Genomic DNA, 14,881 nt, shown 5'->3' on the forward strand with positions numbered 1-14,881 from the left:
GCAAAGGTGATGACTTCGACGGGCTGGGGGTCAGGAGATGCGGGAGGGCTTGACCGCCCCCTTCGGGCTCGCCAGCCTCGCGATGATCATCGCGATCAGGGGAGCCCCCACCAGCAGCCCGACGATCTCGGCGACGGGGATCACCGGCGAAAGCCCGATGAGGGTCGAGAAGCGCCCCGACTCGGCGATCGCGACCACCGAGAGCACGCCGACGAAGAGTCCGGACAGGACCGCGACGGGGATGCAGACGAAGGCGATGCCGATCCCCTGGTAGGCGCTCACCCTCCGACGCAGGTCGCGGGAGGCCCCCATCGCCTCGAGCGTCTCGAAATCGGGTCTCATGTCGTTCGCCGCGAGCACGACGACCAGGGCGATCGTGCCCGCGGCGGCGAGCAGGGACACGAGGGCGGCCAGACGCGGCAGGAGCAGGTTCACGGTCGTTTCACGGACGACCCTGGCGGCGCTCCCCGGGACCTCCTTGACGATGCTCGCCTCGAAGGCTGAAGCCGTGAGCGCCCCGACCGGGCGGTCGAGGATGAGGAGGCGCCCCAGGGGCTTCGCCGGAAGCGACAAGCGATCGGCGGCCTCGGGCGAGAGCACGATGATGTTCAGCTCGGACCACGCGGAAGCCGGGATCCGCTGTTCGGACACGATGGTCGGATCGGGGATCTCCGGCTCGCCGTTGCTCTCCGCGACGAGGGAGGCCGTCATGTCGAGCGCCCGCAGATTCGCGCCGCCCTGCGCATCGACGTAGGACGCGTCGGGAAGAATCGCACCGCCCTCCTTCAAGGTCGCGATCGCCTTCACCATCTCATCGCCGGAGACCAGGCCCGAGGCCTTGAGGAAGCTCCCGTCGTCGACGAGATACGCCAAGTCGAGTTCTCCGAGGGCGCGCCCGCCCTCGGCGATGGACAGCGGGTCGCCCCCCGAGGGCGAAGTCGCCTCCACGATCAAAGCCGGACCCGCCGCGGTGGAGGCCCAGGGCATGCCGTTGAGCTCCACCGACTGCTCCACGCCGCGCAGCTCGTCGACCGCGAGCGCGGCGGCCTCCTGCCTCTGACGGGCCTCCGGCGACGAATCCGAAGGATCCGAATCCGACACGAGAACCGCGCCCCGCGGGCCGAGGTGGGCCTGGGAATTCCACGCCGCCTCGTTCGCGGAGGTGAGGGTGATGAGGAGGGCGGCCGCGATGAAGCTCGTCGTCATGAGGGAGCCCATCGCGGGCAGGGTCCGCGAACCGTTCCGGATCGCATCGCGCAGCGCCAATCGGACGCTGAGCGATGCGGCATCGCTCCACCCCCACCTCTTCGAGATCGCATAGGGGATCGAGCCGATGAGCCCGGCCTCGAAGAGGGCGACCCCGACCGCCAGCAGGACGAGGGAACCGGTCGCGGCGGCACCGACCATCGCGGGGATGGCGGACAGGAGCGCGAGCGGATAGACCGGGGTGCGCCGGACGAGCTTCGACGGAGTGCGCGCCGTGCCTCGAAGGACGGCGACGGAGTCGATACTCGCCAGATCCCGCGCCGAGGGGATCGCCGCCACGATTCCGAGGATCATGGGCATGCACAGGGCGAGGACCAGCGGCGCGCGCGGCAGGACCAGCGGGTTCACCCCGATCATGTACGCGTAGACCAGGTGGAAGACGCTCAGGAGGAGCATCGACGACAGCGAGGAGATCAGGCCGATCCACCAGCCGACCGCCATGATCAGGCGCCCCTGATCGTGGTGGTCGCCGCCGATCGCGAGGACGATCGCCGCCGTCCGCGTCGCGCGATTCTGCGACACGGCGAAGATCGGTTCGACGAGGAGGACCAGCTCGATGAGGATGAGGATCCCGCCGAGGAGGAGGACGAAGAACTCCCAGCCGCCCCTCCATTCGACGCCCTGCTCGAGCGCCATCTCGGACAGGACTTGGCGGGACATGACGAGGAAGCCCGACTCGTTGAGCTCGTCGATGGCCTCCCAGGTCACCGCTTCGGGGCCCGCGATGTAGAAGGAGGTCGTGGACCCCTCGCCGACCTCATAGGTGGCGAGGTCCAAGGACCCGGCGCCCATGACGAGCACCCTGGAGCCGTCCACCACTTCCCGGACGCGGACCTCAGCCGTGCGCAGCACGGAGGCGCCCTCGTTCGAACCCGTCGAAACCGAGATCTCGTCTCCGACTCGAAGATCGAGCTCACCGGCGAGGTCTTCGGAGATGAGCGCCGAACCCGCCTTCAGTTCGATCCCGTCGAGCCCCTCGGGCAGTCCTGGGGCGGACGGCGAATCCGTCTGAAACGCGCCGATGACGTTCGTCTCTTTGCTCGTCCCCGTCTTCGCGAGATGCGCGACGTCGATCTTTTCCACGAGGAGGAGACGATCGCCCTCGGGGATCCACGACTCGAGGAGCGCGGGGACGTCCTCCGCCTCGACTTCCGATCTCGTGTCGACGGCGTCGACGGTGCCCATCTCGTCCTGGGGGAGGGGCGAATCCGCGATCCTCAGAGCGACGGCCTGGACCTCGGCATCCGAGCCGAGCCAATCGGTGATGAGGGCCGCGCGCGACGCGTTCGTCGACCAGACGGTCGCGAAGGCGAGGCCCACGACGATCGGGATGACGAAGATCGCGATGGCCGCCGCGTAGCGCGAGGGCTGCTTCGCGATCGAGCGCCGGGCGATCCGCTGGGCGACGATCCAGCGCCGCCGCAGGACGCGCAGGGAACGCAGGGAGGGGGCGCGATTCTCGCGCCCTGTCACAGGAGATCCTCGACTCGGTCAGCCCGCGAAGAGTCGGCGATCCTCCCATCGCGGAGGAAGACCGTCCGGTCCGCCCAGGCCGCGAATCGGGCCTCGTGAGTGACGAGAATGCCTGCGACTCCCGAATCGACCCGCTCCCGCAGGGCGAGCATCACCTTCTCGCCCGAATGCGAGTCGAGGGCGCCCGTCGGCTCGTCGGCCAGAAGGATCGAGCGGCGGCCGACCAGGGCGCGCGCGATCGCGACGCACTGCTGCTCGCCGCCGGACAGGTCATCGGGGAAGCGGTCCGCGATCGCCCCGGCCCCCACTTCCTCGAGGGCGGCGAGGGCGGCGACGCGGGCCTTCGCGGTTGCGATCCCGTCGAGCTCGAGCGGCATCGCGACGTTCTCGACGGCCGAGAGGGCAGGAATGAGGTTGAAGTCCTGGAAGACGTAGCCGATCGAGCGGCGTCGCACGATGGCGCGCTCGGCGGAGGGCAAGTCGGAGATGTTCGTCCCGTGGATCACGACCGCGCCCTCGTCGGGCCGTTCGAGACCGCCGGCGAGGGCGAGGAGGGTCGACTTCCCGGATCCCGAAGGGCCCATGACGGCGACGAGTTCACCGACCCCGACTTCGAGGTCGACTGCCGTCAGGGCTCGGACCCGCGTGTTTCCGGCGCCGTATCCGTGGCTCACGCCGACGAATCGCACCGGGACGGGCCCGAGGATCATCGGGCCTGAGCAGATGCGGAGCTGCGCGCCAAGCGACGCGGGACGCGCGCCTTCGAAGCGGCGAAGGCGGCACGGCGCGCGGCTTCGGACACCGCACCCGATTCGATGTGGTCGAGCCAGTTGAGTTCCGCCTCGAGGTCGAAGACGTGGCGCTCGAGGATGAGCTTCCATGCGAGTTCATCGTCGTCGGCGCTCGCCTTGAGGCGGGTCACGTCGCGAAGGGCGCTCAGGGTCGAGCGGCGCTGCGTCTGGATCAGGCCCGCGACATCAACGCTCGGATCCGCCGCGGCGACCGCGAGCTTCATGACGAGCTCATCGCGTCCGAAGTTCTCGCGCGGGACCGGGGTCGACCACCACTCCTCGAGGATCCGTCGGCCCGCCTCGGTGACCTCGAAGACCTCGGAGTCGCGGCCGCCGTTGGTCTCGTGATGCGATGTGACCGAGCCGTCGCGCTCGAGGCGCTGCATGGTCTGGTAGACCTGACCGATGTTCAGCGGCCAGGCGCCGCAGGTCTGGTCCTCGAACATCTGCTTGAGGCGGTACACGCCGGCGGGACGCTGCGCGGCGAGGGCGAGGAGTGCGTTGCGGACGGACATGGTGCTCCAGAGTTCCAGCGATCGGGACTGCTCTTATCTGAGGTTGAACTTTAGCGCGATATCGGCGAGATGTCGCGCAGACCTGCGCATGCACGCCGCGTCTCACACCCGAGAGGACGAGGCCCCTCCCGCATCGGCCCCGGACTCGAGCGCCCCGCCGACGAGCTCCAGAGCGGCCGACCAGGTTCCGCACCTCTGGCGGATGGTCGCCGCGGAGGGCACGTCGTCTCGGCCTTCGGCGCGGCGCGCCTCGGACCACGCCCTGTAGCCTCCGAAGGTCGGGGCCTTCCCCTCTCCTCGACACCAGGCGGCGTATTCGCCGAGGACGCCCGCCATCACCTCCGCGTTGAAGCGCCCGGAGCCCTGGGCCCGCCCTCGTCCGCCTGCGGGGAGACCGAGGGCGATGAGCGCGTCGTTCCAGTTGCCTCCCCCCACGCGCACGGCGATAGTTCGCGAGGCGGTCGGCCACAGCAGCGCGCCCTTGGACGACTCCGCTCCCCTCAGGCGGATGATCGCCGCCCGCGCGAGGTCGCATTTCGCGGCGGACACCGGCGGCAGTTCTCCGCGCGCCGCCGCCCGCCTGGCTGCGATGATCTTCGGGATCGCTTCGCGGATGTGCTCGCGCTCCAGGCCGTGCGCCCCGACGAGGGCCTCTAGGGCCTCCTCCAGTTCGGGATCCCCCGCACGGTCGTCGATCTCGAGGGAGCGCGCGTGAACGGTGGCGGCGATGAGCCAGAATCCCGCCACGATCTGAGCATCGCTGAATGCCGCGGTACGCGGTTTGGGTGGGGGCGACATGCGGTCACTGTATGCCCCCGCGCCCCGAGTGTGAACTCCCGCCCTTTTCCGGGTTCGCGGACGACAAGCGCCCTCTCCGCGCACTAAGCTTTTCAGGAACCTGAAAATCTAGGCGCTCGGCTCGTCCCGACCAGCCGCACGCAGCCCGAAACGCATTATGTGAAAGAAGGCGTGATGCTCTTCTCCTTATCGTGGCGCCATCTCAAAGAACGCATCTGGGAACTCCTCGCCGTCATCGTCCTCCAGATCGCGGCGACGATCGCCTCCCTCCAACTCCCCAACCTCAACGCCCGCATCATCGACGAGGGCGTCGCCACGGGGGACGCCTCGATCATCTGGCGCCTCGGCATCGAGATGCTCGCGATCGCGGCCGCCCAAATGATCTGCACCGCCCTCGCCATCTACCTCGGCGCACGCCTCGCGATGTCCCTCGGCGCCCACCTGCGCGAACAGATCTTCCAGCACATCCACGGCTTCGCATCTCAGGACGTCCACGCCTACGGCACCGGCTCGCTCATCACCCGCTCCACGAACGACGTGCAGCAGGTCCAGCAGACCGTCATGCTCTCCTTCTCCGTCATGATCGTCGCCCCCATCATGGGGATCGGCGGCGTCATCATGGCCCTGCGACAGGATCTCCAACTCGGCATCGTCCTCGCGATCCTCGTTCCCGTCCTCACGGCGGTCGTCGCCTTCGTCATGAAGCACCTAACGCCCCTCTTCGAAGTGCAGCAGGAGCGCATCGACACGATGAACACCGTGCTGCGCGAGGAGCTCACCGGCATCCGCGTCATCCGGGCATTCATCCGCCAGGCCTTCATCCGCGGACGCTACACGGACGCCAACACGAAGCTCCGGACGACCGCCATGTCGATCGGCACCTGGTTCTCCTTCTTCTTCCCGGCCGTCACCGTCGTCATCTCCCTGGGGATCGTCGGCGTCATCTGGTACGGGGGAATCCTCATCGACTCCGGCGGCCTGCAGGTCGGGGCCATGATCGCCTACATCACCTACGTCACGATGATCTCCATGTCCGTGATGATGGCCGGGATGATCTTCGTGATGATCCCCCGGGCGAACGTCGCCGCCACCAGGGTCGTCGACGTGCTCGACCACGCCCCCTCGGTCACCGATCCGATCGAAGCGGCGGCCGCGCCCTCGGGACGCTGGACCTTCGCACTGGAGGACGCGGCCCTGCGCTACCCTGGCGCGGAAGAACCCGTCCTCGAGAACATCTCCTTCACCCTGCGACCGGGGACGACCACGGCGATCATCGGAGCGACGGCCTCCGGGAAGACGACCCTCGTCAACCTCCTGCCCAGGATGATGGATCCGAGCTCCGGCCGCATCACGGCGTCCGGAGTGGCGCTCACGGACCTGCCGATCAGCGAAGTCCGCGAACGGATCGCCGTCGTCCCCCAGCACTCCTACCTCTTCTCCGGCACGATCGCCTCAACCGTTTCAGGCACGCGCAAACCCGACGCCGCACAGCGCGAACGCGTCGAATGGGCGCTGCGAGGCGCGCAGGCTGAGGAATTCGTCAGCTCGCTCGACGACGGCATCGACCACGTGGTCGACGCGGGGGGCGCGAACTTCTCCGGCGGCCAGCGCCAGCGCCTCACCATCGCGCGCGCCCTCTACCGCGCCACCGACCTCTACATCTTCGACGACTCCTTCTCCGCCCTCGACTACGCGACGGATGCCAGACTCCGCCTGGCGCTGCCCGAATACACCCGGGGAGCGGCCATCCTCATCGTCGCCCAGCGCGTCGCCTCGATCCGCAACGCCGACGAGATCCTCGTCCTCGACTCCGGCAGGATCATCGGCCGCGGCACCCACCGCGAACTCATGGAGACCTGCCCCACCTACAAGGAGATCGTCGACTCCCAACTCTTCGAGGAGGACGCGGCATGAGCACCCCTTCAACTTCTTCAACTTCAACCCGGCAGAACTCCCGGCGCACCCAGCCGGGCGGACCCCACGGAGGCCCGCCCGGCGGCATGGGCGCCGTCGAGAAGTCGAAGGACTTCACAGGATCGCTCAAGCGCCTGCTCGGCGAACTCCGACCTGACCGATGGCTCGTCGCCCTCACGCTCCTCGCGTCCCTGATCTCCGTCGGCCTCTCCGTCACGGCGCCCAAGGTCCTCGGACGGGCCACCGACATCATCTTCAACGGGGTCGCCTCCAAGGCCATCGCCTCCTTCCCCTCGAAGGATGCGGCGATCGCCTCGCTCGAAGCAGCCGGTCGGGGCGACTTCGCCAAGGTCCTCTCCGCCATGGACATCACCCCCGGCCAGGGCATCGACTTCAACGCCCTCGGCCGCGTCCTCCTCATCTGCATCGCGATCTACATCGGCTCGGCCGTCATCTCCTTCATCGGCGGATGGATCCTGCGCATCGCCATTCAGAATCTCGGATGGCGCCTGCGCGAGAAGGTCCAGACGAAGATCGAGCGCCTCCCCCTGTCCTACTTCGACCAGAACTCGCGGGGCGACCTCATGTCGCGCGTCTCCAACGACGTCGACAACATCTCGATGGTCCTCAATCAGACGCTCTCCCAGATCTTCCAAGCCGTGCTCACGATCCTGGGCATCTTCGTCATGATGATCACCCTGTCGTGGAGGCTCACGATCCTCGCCCTGCTCGTCATCCCGTTCGGGGGGATGCTCGCCGGCCTCCTCATGAAGAGGGCCCAACCCCAGTTCCGCCAGCAGTGGGCCTCGACCGGGGATGTCTCCAACACGGTTGAGGAAGCGATCTCCGGGCACGAGGTCCTCGCCCTGTACGGCCTCGAGGATGAATTCAACGAGTCCTTCGCGAGCGCGAACACGCGCCTGTACCGCTCGGGCTTCATCGCCCAGTTCATCTCGAATCTCATGATGCCGGTGATGAACATGATCTCGAACATCTCCTACGTGATCGTCGCCGTCGGCGGCGGCCTCATGGTCGCGGGCGGTTCGATGTCCCTCGGCAGCGTCCAGGCCTTCATCCAGTACTCGCGCCAATTCACCCAGCCGATCGGTCAGCTCGCCTCGATGGCGAACTCCCTGCAGTCGGGCGTGGCCAGCGCCGAGCGCGTGTTCGAGTTCCTCGACGCCGAGGAGATGGGACTCGACGAGGGCGCGCGCTCACTCGCCGAGGCGCGCGGGCAGGAGGCGCCGGGCGAAGGGGGCGAGCACGTCGCCGGCCGCGTCGTCTTCGACCGCGTGCGCTTCTCCTACACGGAGGGGACCCCGATCATCAAGGACCTGTCGTTGACGGTCGAGCCGGGCCAGATGGTCGCCATCATCGGCCCCACCGGTGCGGGAAAGACGACCCTCGTCAACCTCCTCATGCGCTTCTACGAACTCGATTCGGGCGCGATCTATCTCGACGGGGCGGACATCGCCCGCCTCGACACCGACGTTCTGCGATCCCACATCGGCATGGTCCTGCAGGACACGTGGCTCTTCGACGGGACGATCGAGCAGAACATCGCCTTCGGCGCGGAGGACGCCGATCATGACGCGGTGGTCGCCGCCGCGAGGGCCACGGCCGTGGATCGGCTGATCCGCCAGCTCCCCAAGGGCTATGAGACCCGCGTGTCCGATGAGGGCGACACCATCTCCCAGGGCGAGCGCCAGCTGCTCACCATCGCCCGGGCCTTCGCCTCCGATCCGGACATCCTGATCCTCGACGAGGCCACCTCATCGGTCGACACCCGGACCGAGGTGCTGGTCCAGCGCGCGATGGACAGCCTCAGGCAGGGGCGGACGGCCTTCGTCATCGCGCACCGGCTCTCCACGATCCGCGACGCCGACCTCATCCTCGTGATGGAGGAGGGGGACGTCGTCGAGATGGGGCGCCATGAGGACCTCCTCGCCGCCGACGGAGCCTACGCGCGCCTCTACAATGCGCAGTTCGCGGGTCCTAGCGGGGGTAGCGTTTAAGTATGGCCGCCCCCAGCCCTCAACACGTAGTGTTGACAATTGGCGATTTTGCTGAACCTAAGCCACGACGCGGCGAAAGTGTCACCCTGGTCGAATCCCAATACGTTACGCCGTCTTCCCTGTGCACACCGAGCTCGTCAAGGCTGATGACCGCAGCAAGAATCGCTTCATAGTCATCGGCCTCCCACACAAGGACAACCCTGTTTTCGTCGAGCGCAGCGAGCGCTGAATAGGCAGCTGCCCCTTCATCAACGACGATCGGCTCAGACCAGGATTCTCCTTCATCCGTAGAGACGTGAACCGAGAGACGGCACCTCTCTACGGGAGAGGAACACATCGAGGCAAGGAAGACATCACCGATACGCACGAGCCCGCCATTACAGCCCGGGTCAACGAGCGCTTCCTCAACTCGCGGAGCCGTAAAGTTCGCACCAGCATCCTTCGAGCGAGCAGAACGGCGTCTGGGTGCGGAGCGCGCATGGAGCAGGACCTCGCCGTTTGAAAGAGCAATCACCTTCGATTCGTCACATCCGGGGCCAAGCGGAGTGCCGAGTGTCCATGTCTGTCCATGATCTGAAGATGTTGCGCACACTGCGTAATCTTCATCGTTGATCCTTGCAACGAAAGGCTGGACAAGACGACCGTCAGGAAGAATGGTACCTGTACCCGAAGCGGTGAACATCCCCGCAACTCCATCGGGCCGCAACTCGGAAAGATCTCTGTGACTCCAGGTCTGACCATGATCGTCAGAAACCGAGAGCCAAAGCTCCAGGCCTGCTCCACCCGCAACCGCAGAGAAGTATGACTCTCCCATCGAGCCTACTGACCAGCAAAACACCCGGTCCGTGAATGGATCATACGTAAGCGCCGCGTCCCCGAATCCGTGTCCGGGCTCGTGACGGCGTAACACCATTGGCGAAGACCAGCTCTTCCCTTCATCATCGGAAGAAACAAGAGCTATATCGAAATCTGCTGGGAGGTCACGCCAATCAGCACGAACATCAAAGGCGACGAGGATCCTATTGCCCGCAATTGTCACCGCAGGGATCCGATAGAGGGGGGTTTGGAAGGCTGAGCCGGGGAAAGGATCACCGCGTCGGATTAAATTGATTATGCGCATGGAAGAATGCTCTCCCTTCGATTCCTCTACACGTACTTATCTGAGTATAAAATGCTTATTGACTAAGCTGAAAGTCATCCAGTTCCATCATTTTACACGAAAGAAGCGAAATGACACGTTTTCTCAAAAAACTCTCGATCACCCTCCCCACCGGCGCGCCGATCCCGGTTTTCGGCTTCGGCACCTACAAGGTGACGAGCGGCGTCTACGAGACCGTCTCCAGCGCCCTCGCCCTCGGCTATCGGCATATCGATACGGCCCAGATGTACGGGAACGAGGCGGAAGTGGGACGGGCCATCGCCGACTCCGGCGTGCCCCGCGAGGAGCTCTTCATCACCTCGAAGCTCGACAACGGCAACCACGAGCCCGCCGCCGCGCGCGCCTCATTCGACAAGACCCTGGCCGATCTGCGCACCGACTACGTGGACCTCTTCCTCATCCACTGGCCCCTGCCGACCCTGTACGACGGGGATGTGGCTCTGCCCTGGCCCGTGCTCGAAGAGTTCCACGCCCAGGGCCGCGCCCGCGCGATCGGCCTGTCGAACTACACGATCGAGCACATCGAGAGGGTCCTGGACGCTGCGGAAGTCGCACCCCACGTCCTCCAGGTCGAGGCGCATCCCTTCTTCCCGAACAACGAGGTGCGCGACTTCGCCCGCGCTCACGGCATGACGACGCAGGCATGGTCGCCATTGGCCAGGGGGCGCGCGGCGAAGGACCCCGCACTGGCCCGGATCGCGGCCTCGATCGGAAGGACCGGGCCGCAGGTGGCGCTGCGCTGGGCGCTCGACCGCGGCGACATCGTCTTCCCGAAGTCGGTGACGCCTGCGCGCCAGGCGGAGAACCTCGACGTCTTCTCCTTCACGCTTGCGGACTCCCTTCGCGCCCGCATCGACGCGCTCGACGAGGGCGAGGCCGGGCGCACCGGTTCTCACCCGGACACGATGAATCGACTCTGAGAAGGCGATCCGCCCCGGCATGTCACCGAGTGGGACGAGGGTGTCCTCGCGAGGGCACTCGCGCTACCCTCGGGCGCATGTCTGAAGATCAGCCCCTTGACCGGATGCTCGCCACTCTCGCGCCCGTGCCCCAGGGCGAGTACGTGTTCGCCCTCGTCGACGAGGTGCCCGCGGGAACCGATCCCTTCGCAGTGATTCGCGATGAGGACCGGTACACCGTCGTCCTCGAGAAGTCCGAGGCCGAGGCGGCGGGCCTGCCCGTCGACAAGACCTACGCGCACCTGTCGCTCGGCCTCGACGCGGACCTGGATTCGATCGGCGTGACCGCGACGATCGCTCAGGTCCTCTCGGCCCGTTCGATCGTGGCGAATGCGATCGCCTGCACCCGGCACGACCACTTCTTCGTCCAGGCGGATCGGGCGGATGAGGCCGCGCAGCTCCTCGCCGACCTGGGGAAGAACGCGCGCGGCTGGCTGCCTCGCCTCTGAGACGAGGCGGGCGCGGGCTTCGGGGCGCCCCACCTGGCGTTCAACGGCCGCCGGGGTAGACTCGGCCCCATGGCGAAGGAGCTTTCGCGGACCGACCGCGCCATCGTGCGCCTGGCGGACGGCACGGTTAAACAGCAGAACCTCTTGACCGGAACGGAGGTGTGGACGGTTCCGGGTCGCGGGAACCGGCCCCTCTCGGTACCGGATGCCCAGGTCCGACCGATCGATCACGGACGCGATGGGGGGCACTGCGCCTTTTGCGAGCACCGCTACCTCGAGACCCCGCCGGAGAAGTCCCGCCTCGTCCTCGACGATCACGGCGACTGGCGTGAGCTCTCGGGCCTTCCCGCTGAAGCCCTCTCCGAGACGACCGCCGAGTTCCGGCGGATCCCGAACCTCTTCGAGATCGTCTCCTACAACTACTGGCATCTCAACCACGGGCACACCCCCTCTGAGGCCGAGCACCGGCGGATGGCCGAGTACCTCGCCTCCCCCACGGGCTACGACCACGTCATGTCCGTGGTGCGTTCGCGCCTCCTCGCCTCGGGCGTCGATGACGCTGAGATCTCCGCGATGAGCGATTCGCAGATGCTCGGGCACGCGAACGGGTTCTTCTCCGGCGGCCACGACATCATCATCGCGAAACGCCACTACGCGGACGGCGCGACCGACGAGTCCCAGCTCGCGGGTTCGGGCACCCTCACCCCCGAAGAGCACTACCGGTACACGGACTTCACCGCCCGGTCGATGGAGGACCTCTACGGCCTCGACCCGAACGTCCGTTACGTCGCGACCTTCCAGAATTGGCTCAAACCCGCGGGAGCCTCCTTCGATCATCTGCACAAGCAGCTCGTCGCCATCGACGACCTGGCAGTGCAGACCGAGGCCGAGCTCAACCGTCTGCGCTCCCAGCCCGATATCTACGAGGAGATCCTCAAGGTCGCGGCCACGCGCAAGCTCCTCATCGCGCAGAACGATCACGCGGTCGCGATGGCGGGCTTCGGCCACCGCTTCCCGGGCATCGCGATCTGGCCCTTACACTCCCCGATCAACCCGTGGGAGGCGAGCGCGGAGCAGATGCGCGGCGTGTCCGACATCCTCCACGCCATGCACGCCGCGACCGGCGCCGACGTGCCCTGCAACGAGGAGTGGTACCACCGGCCGCCGACGGTCCGCACGCCGATGCGGTGGAGGATCCTCCTCAAGTGGCGGATCTCGACTCTTGCGGGTTTCGAGGGCGGGACGCGCATCTACCTCAACACGATCGATCCGTGGACCGTGGTCGACAAGGTCCTCCCCCGGCTGCACGAGATGCGCGAGGCCGGAACGATCGCTCCGATGCGCCTCGGCGCCGAGTGCCGCGTCGATCCGGGGATGCTCGAAGGCTGAGCCGCCGGGAGGCTGACCGCCCGAAGACTGAGCCGCACGGAGGCCCGGGAAGCGGCCGGTCGGATGCGGGCGGCCTCAGCAGGGGGCGCGGGCCCACCGGCCTCGGACTTCAGCCCGCGGCCGCCCCGCTCCAGGTCGCGCGTCGATCCGCGAGCCCCGCCGCATCCATCGGAGTCAGCGGGACGGCGTCCGCCATCGGGGTGAGGAACCAGTGCGCGGGGGTGTTCTCCACGCTCGAGGGGTCCAGGGGGTAGACCTCGCCCGCTTCGGCGAGGGCGTTCTGCCCCTGGCCGCCTTCGAGCCAGGCGAGGAAGGAGCGGGCCCCGGAGGGGTTCGTCGCATTCGCGAGCTCGGCGGCGAACAGGTAGCGCTCGACGCAGGTGGCCGGGAGCGGATGGGCTCTCGCTTCAATGCCCGGGGTGGAAGTGGTGTCCACGATCGTGCTCATCGGCGCCACGAGGAGCGGGTGGCGGTGAGAGGGCGCGGACTGGGCCGCCTCGCCGTTTTCTTCAAGGACCGTCCACGACGCCTTCGCCTCATCCGGAGCGCCGATGAATGCGCCGGAGCCCTTCAGGGCGCGCGCCCACGCGTCCAGGTCGCCGCTCACGCGCGAAGCCGCCCCGAGGAGGAAGAACGCGCCGCTCTTCGTCGAGGCGGGGTCGGGCACGGCGAGGAGGAAGCCGGTATTCGCGTCGCTGAGGCCGTCGAAGCCCTCCGGAATGCGCCTTTGCCCGGCTGAAATCCATCCCGAGTCCGCGAGGACGCAGACATCGTCGCGCCCGTAGGGCATTGCGCCCGCGATCACCCCTCCGACGCCCTCCGGATAGCTGAGTTCGAAGGGCGGCGCTTCGCTCAGGGCGCCGCGGACCGTATCGAGTCCGAGCAGGTCGAGTCCCATGACGAGGTCCGCCTCGACCTCGGCCGCCTCCTCATCGGAGCCGAGCGTCACCGTCTGCGGAGTGAATCCCGTGGCGGTCCGGAACGCCGAAAGCGCTTCCTCTGAGAACTCGACACCCGGTGCGAGGGCGATGACGACGGTTCCCGAGCCGCGTTCGGGCGCGGGCGCTCCGAGCGCGCCGGGGCCTTTCGATTGGGGCTGTTCCGCGAGCATCCCGGGCACGATCGGCTCCGCAAAAGGATCGGCTCCGTCGTAGGAGGCCGACACGGAGGGCGTGCACGCCCCGAGCGCCCCGCCGAGGAGGAGGGCCGCCGCGATCGCGAGCGGCCTGCGGATCTGGATCATCGGGACTCCTTCGGCGACATGTGGAACCTCGTCATTTTACGGCCCGCCGGGGACCGGCACGAGTGCGCCGAGGCGTCGCCCTAGGGCATGATGGGGTATCGGCACCTCCGGAGCCCGAATGAACGAGGAGAATCGCAATGGAAGATCTCGGCTGGAAGATCGCGAGCGCGGGAGCGGCGGCGGTCGCAGCGATGGGCGCGAGCAAGATCGCTGAAATCGGCTGGCGTCTGGCCACGGGCAATGAGGCTCCCCGCGAGGACGACGATGAGGCGGCGCTCGCCTCGCTCGTCATTTTCGCCGCGGCCTCGGCCGCCGTCGTCGCCATCGCTCAGCGGTACGCGCTGCGTTCGGCGAAGAAGTTCTGGGGACCGTCCGCCCCCAAGAGCCTGGAGGCCTGAGCCCCTTCAGGGCCTTCTCGGGATCCCCGGGATCCCTTCGCGCGCTTCCGGGCCTCCTTTCAGGAGCATTCGCGCCCGGGCGGACCGGCGATTCGCGTCATCGCGGAGGGTCCAGGATCGGGAACAGCTCCGTCAGATCGGTCCGTTCGCCGGAGGCTTGAACGCGGCCGTCCCCGATCGCGTCCTCCCATCGGATCCCGCCCGTCGCGAGCCCGAGCCACACCTGCATGCCGGTCTCCACGACGGCCGGAGGCGTTCCCCTCCGGTGCGTCGTCCCCGGCAGGATCTGGACCGCGCCCGCGGGAGGGACCCGCACTTCGACGGCGCGACCGGGATGCAGGGCTTCGAGTTCTTCAAGAGTGAAGCGCACGGCGGTCAGCAGTGTTCCACGCGATGCCGACTCGGGATCGCACCCCCAGGCCTCAACCGCCGCCATGCCCTCCACGGGGTCGATCCGTCTCCTCGCCATGGGTGACATCATAAGATCCTGAGCCGATCGGGGCTCAATGCGG

At 67.3% G+C, this 14,881-nt stretch carries 13 protein-coding genes; 6 read left to right on the plus strand and 7 right to left on the minus strand.

Annotation, left to right across the window (positions count from 1 at the left end; genetic code table 11):
* Window positions 1–30 precede the first annotated feature (30 nt).
* The 4 genes from HD592_RS10820 to HD592_RS10835 all read right to left on the minus strand — a co-directional run bounded on the left by HD592_RS10820 (window position 31) and on the right by HD592_RS10835 (window position 4,843).
* Window positions 31–2,739 (minus strand): FtsX-like permease family protein, encoded by a 2,709-nt coding sequence (locus HD592_RS10820; RefSeq protein ID WP_184454051.1) that lies wholly within the window; start codon window positions 2,737–2,739, stop codon window positions 31–33.
* A complete protein-coding gene (locus tag HD592_RS10825) occupies window positions 2,736–3,449 on the minus strand; it encodes an ABC transporter ATP-binding protein (RefSeq protein WP_184454053.1) in 714 nt (237 codons plus the stop codon). Before HD592_RS10825 ends, HD592_RS10820 begins: the two co-directional genes overlap by 4 nt.
* Window positions 3,446–4,045 carry a PadR family transcriptional regulator gene (locus tag HD592_RS10830; protein WP_184454055.1) on the minus strand — a complete coding sequence of 200 codons (600 nt, stop codon included), beginning with the start codon at window positions 4,043–4,045 and terminating at the stop codon, window positions 3,446–3,448. The genes HD592_RS10825 and HD592_RS10830 overlap by 4 nt, the downstream gene beginning before the upstream one ends.
* 102 nt (window positions 4,046–4,147) lie before the next feature.
* Window positions 4,148–4,843 (minus strand): hypothetical protein, encoded by a 696-nt coding sequence (locus HD592_RS10835; protein ID WP_184454057.1) that lies wholly within the window; start codon window positions 4,841–4,843, stop codon window positions 4,148–4,150.
* 174 nt (window positions 4,844–5,017) lie between these two features.
* Here HD592_RS10835 and HD592_RS10840 point away from each other — a divergent pair, with 174 nt between their 5' ends.
* Window positions 5,018–6,757, plus strand: coding sequence for an ABC transporter ATP-binding protein (locus HD592_RS10840; protein ID WP_184454059.1), 1,740 nt, complete (start codon window positions 5,018–5,020; stop codon window positions 6,755–6,757).
* Window positions 6,754–8,772: an ABC transporter ATP-binding protein gene (locus HD592_RS10845; protein WP_184454061.1), complete on the plus strand. Its 2,019-nt coding sequence runs from the start codon at window positions 6,754–6,756 to the stop codon at window positions 8,770–8,772. Before HD592_RS10840 ends, HD592_RS10845 begins: the two co-directional genes overlap by 4 nt.
* A gap of 19 nt (window positions 8,773–8,791) precedes the next feature.
* Here the strand turns inward: HD592_RS10845 and HD592_RS10850 are convergent, their stop codons facing one another.
* Window positions 8,792–9,892: a sialidase family protein gene (locus HD592_RS10850; RefSeq protein ID WP_184454063.1), complete on the minus strand. Its 1,101-nt coding sequence runs from the start codon at window positions 9,890–9,892 to the stop codon at window positions 8,792–8,794.
* A 110-nt stretch (window positions 9,893–10,002) separates the two neighbouring features.
* Here HD592_RS10850 and HD592_RS10855 point away from each other — a divergent pair, with 110 nt between their 5' ends.
* The 3 genes from HD592_RS10855 to HD592_RS10865 all read left to right on the plus strand — a co-directional run bounded on the left by HD592_RS10855 (window position 10,003) and on the right by HD592_RS10865 (window position 12,728).
* Complete coding sequence (locus HD592_RS10855) at window positions 10,003–10,851, plus strand: aldo/keto reductase (RefSeq protein WP_184454065.1); 849 nt, start codon at window positions 10,003–10,005, stop codon at window positions 10,849–10,851.
* 77 nt (window positions 10,852–10,928) lie between these two features.
* Complete coding sequence (locus HD592_RS10860) at window positions 10,929–11,339, plus strand: ACT domain-containing protein (protein WP_184454067.1); 411 nt, start codon at window positions 10,929–10,931, stop codon at window positions 11,337–11,339.
* Between the two features lie 69 nt (window positions 11,340–11,408).
* Window positions 11,409–12,728 (plus strand): DUF4921 family protein, encoded by a 1,320-nt coding sequence (locus HD592_RS10865; protein WP_184454069.1) that lies wholly within the window; start codon window positions 11,409–11,411, stop codon window positions 12,726–12,728.
* Between the two features lie 109 nt (window positions 12,729–12,837).
* Here HD592_RS10865 and HD592_RS10870 read toward each other — a convergent pair whose 3' ends face one another.
* Window positions 12,838–13,971, minus strand: coding sequence for a substrate-binding domain-containing protein (locus HD592_RS10870; protein ID WP_184454071.1), 1,134 nt, complete (start codon window positions 13,969–13,971; stop codon window positions 12,838–12,840).
* A gap of 137 nt (window positions 13,972–14,108) precedes the next feature.
* On the opposite strand from HD592_RS10870, the gene HD592_RS10875 reads away from it, so the two are divergent.
* Window positions 14,109–14,369 carry a DUF4235 domain-containing protein gene (locus HD592_RS10875; RefSeq protein WP_184454073.1) on the plus strand — a complete coding sequence of 87 codons (261 nt, stop codon included), beginning with the start codon at window positions 14,109–14,111 and terminating at the stop codon, window positions 14,367–14,369.
* Between the two features lie 97 nt (window positions 14,370–14,466).
* On the opposite strand, the gene HD592_RS10880 is transcribed toward HD592_RS10875, so the two are convergent.
* Window positions 14,467–14,838, minus strand: coding sequence for a sterol carrier family protein (locus tag HD592_RS10880; protein ID WP_184454075.1), 372 nt, complete (start codon window positions 14,836–14,838; stop codon window positions 14,467–14,469).
* Window positions 14,839–14,881: the final 43 nt, after the last annotated feature.

Source organism: Schaalia hyovaginalis, assembly GCF_014208035.1.
Taxonomy (GTDB): Bacteria; Actinomycetota; Actinomycetes; order Actinomycetales; family Actinomycetaceae; genus Pauljensenia; species Pauljensenia hyovaginalis.

Bases quoted from the DNA above. Each gene is read 5' to 3' on its own strand.
- HD592_RS10825 (WP_184454053.1), bottom strand. From the start codon at position 3,449: ATGATCCTCGGGCCCGTCCCGGTGCGATTCGTCGGCGTGAGCCACGGA.
- HD592_RS10830 (WP_184454055.1), bottom strand. From the start codon at position 4,045: ATGTCCGTCCGCAACGCACTCCTCGCCCTCGCCGCGCAGCGTCCCGCC.
- HD592_RS10835 (WP_184454057.1), bottom strand. From the start codon at position 4,843: ATGTCGCCCCCACCCAAACCGCGTACCGCGGCATTCAGCGATGCTCAG.
- HD592_RS10840 (WP_184454059.1), top strand. From the start codon at position 5,018: ATGCTCTTCTCCTTATCGTGGCGCCATCTCAAAGAACGCATCTGGGAA.
- HD592_RS10845 (WP_184454061.1), top strand. From the start codon at position 6,754: ATGAGCACCCCTTCAACTTCTTCAACTTCAACCCGGCAGAACTCCCGG.
- HD592_RS10850 (WP_184454063.1), bottom strand. From the start codon at position 9,892: ATGCGCATAATCAATTTAATCCGACGCGGTGATCCTTTCCCCGGCTCA.
- HD592_RS10855 (WP_184454065.1), top strand. From the start codon at position 10,003: ATGACACGTTTTCTCAAAAAACTCTCGATCACCCTCCCCACCGGCGCG.
- HD592_RS10860 (WP_184454067.1), top strand. From the start codon at position 10,929: ATGTCTGAAGATCAGCCCCTTGACCGGATGCTCGCCACTCTCGCGCCC.
- HD592_RS10865 (WP_184454069.1), top strand. From the start codon at position 11,409: ATGGCGAAGGAGCTTTCGCGGACCGACCGCGCCATCGTGCGCCTGGCG.
- HD592_RS10870 (WP_184454071.1), bottom strand. From the start codon at position 13,971: ATGATCCAGATCCGCAGGCCGCTCGCGATCGCGGCGGCCCTCCTCCTC.
- HD592_RS10875 (WP_184454073.1), top strand. From the start codon at position 14,109: ATGGAAGATCTCGGCTGGAAGATCGCGAGCGCGGGAGCGGCGGCGGTC.
- HD592_RS10880 (WP_184454075.1), bottom strand. From the start codon at position 14,838: ATGGCGAGGAGACGGATCGACCCCGTGGAGGGCATGGCGGCGGTTGAG.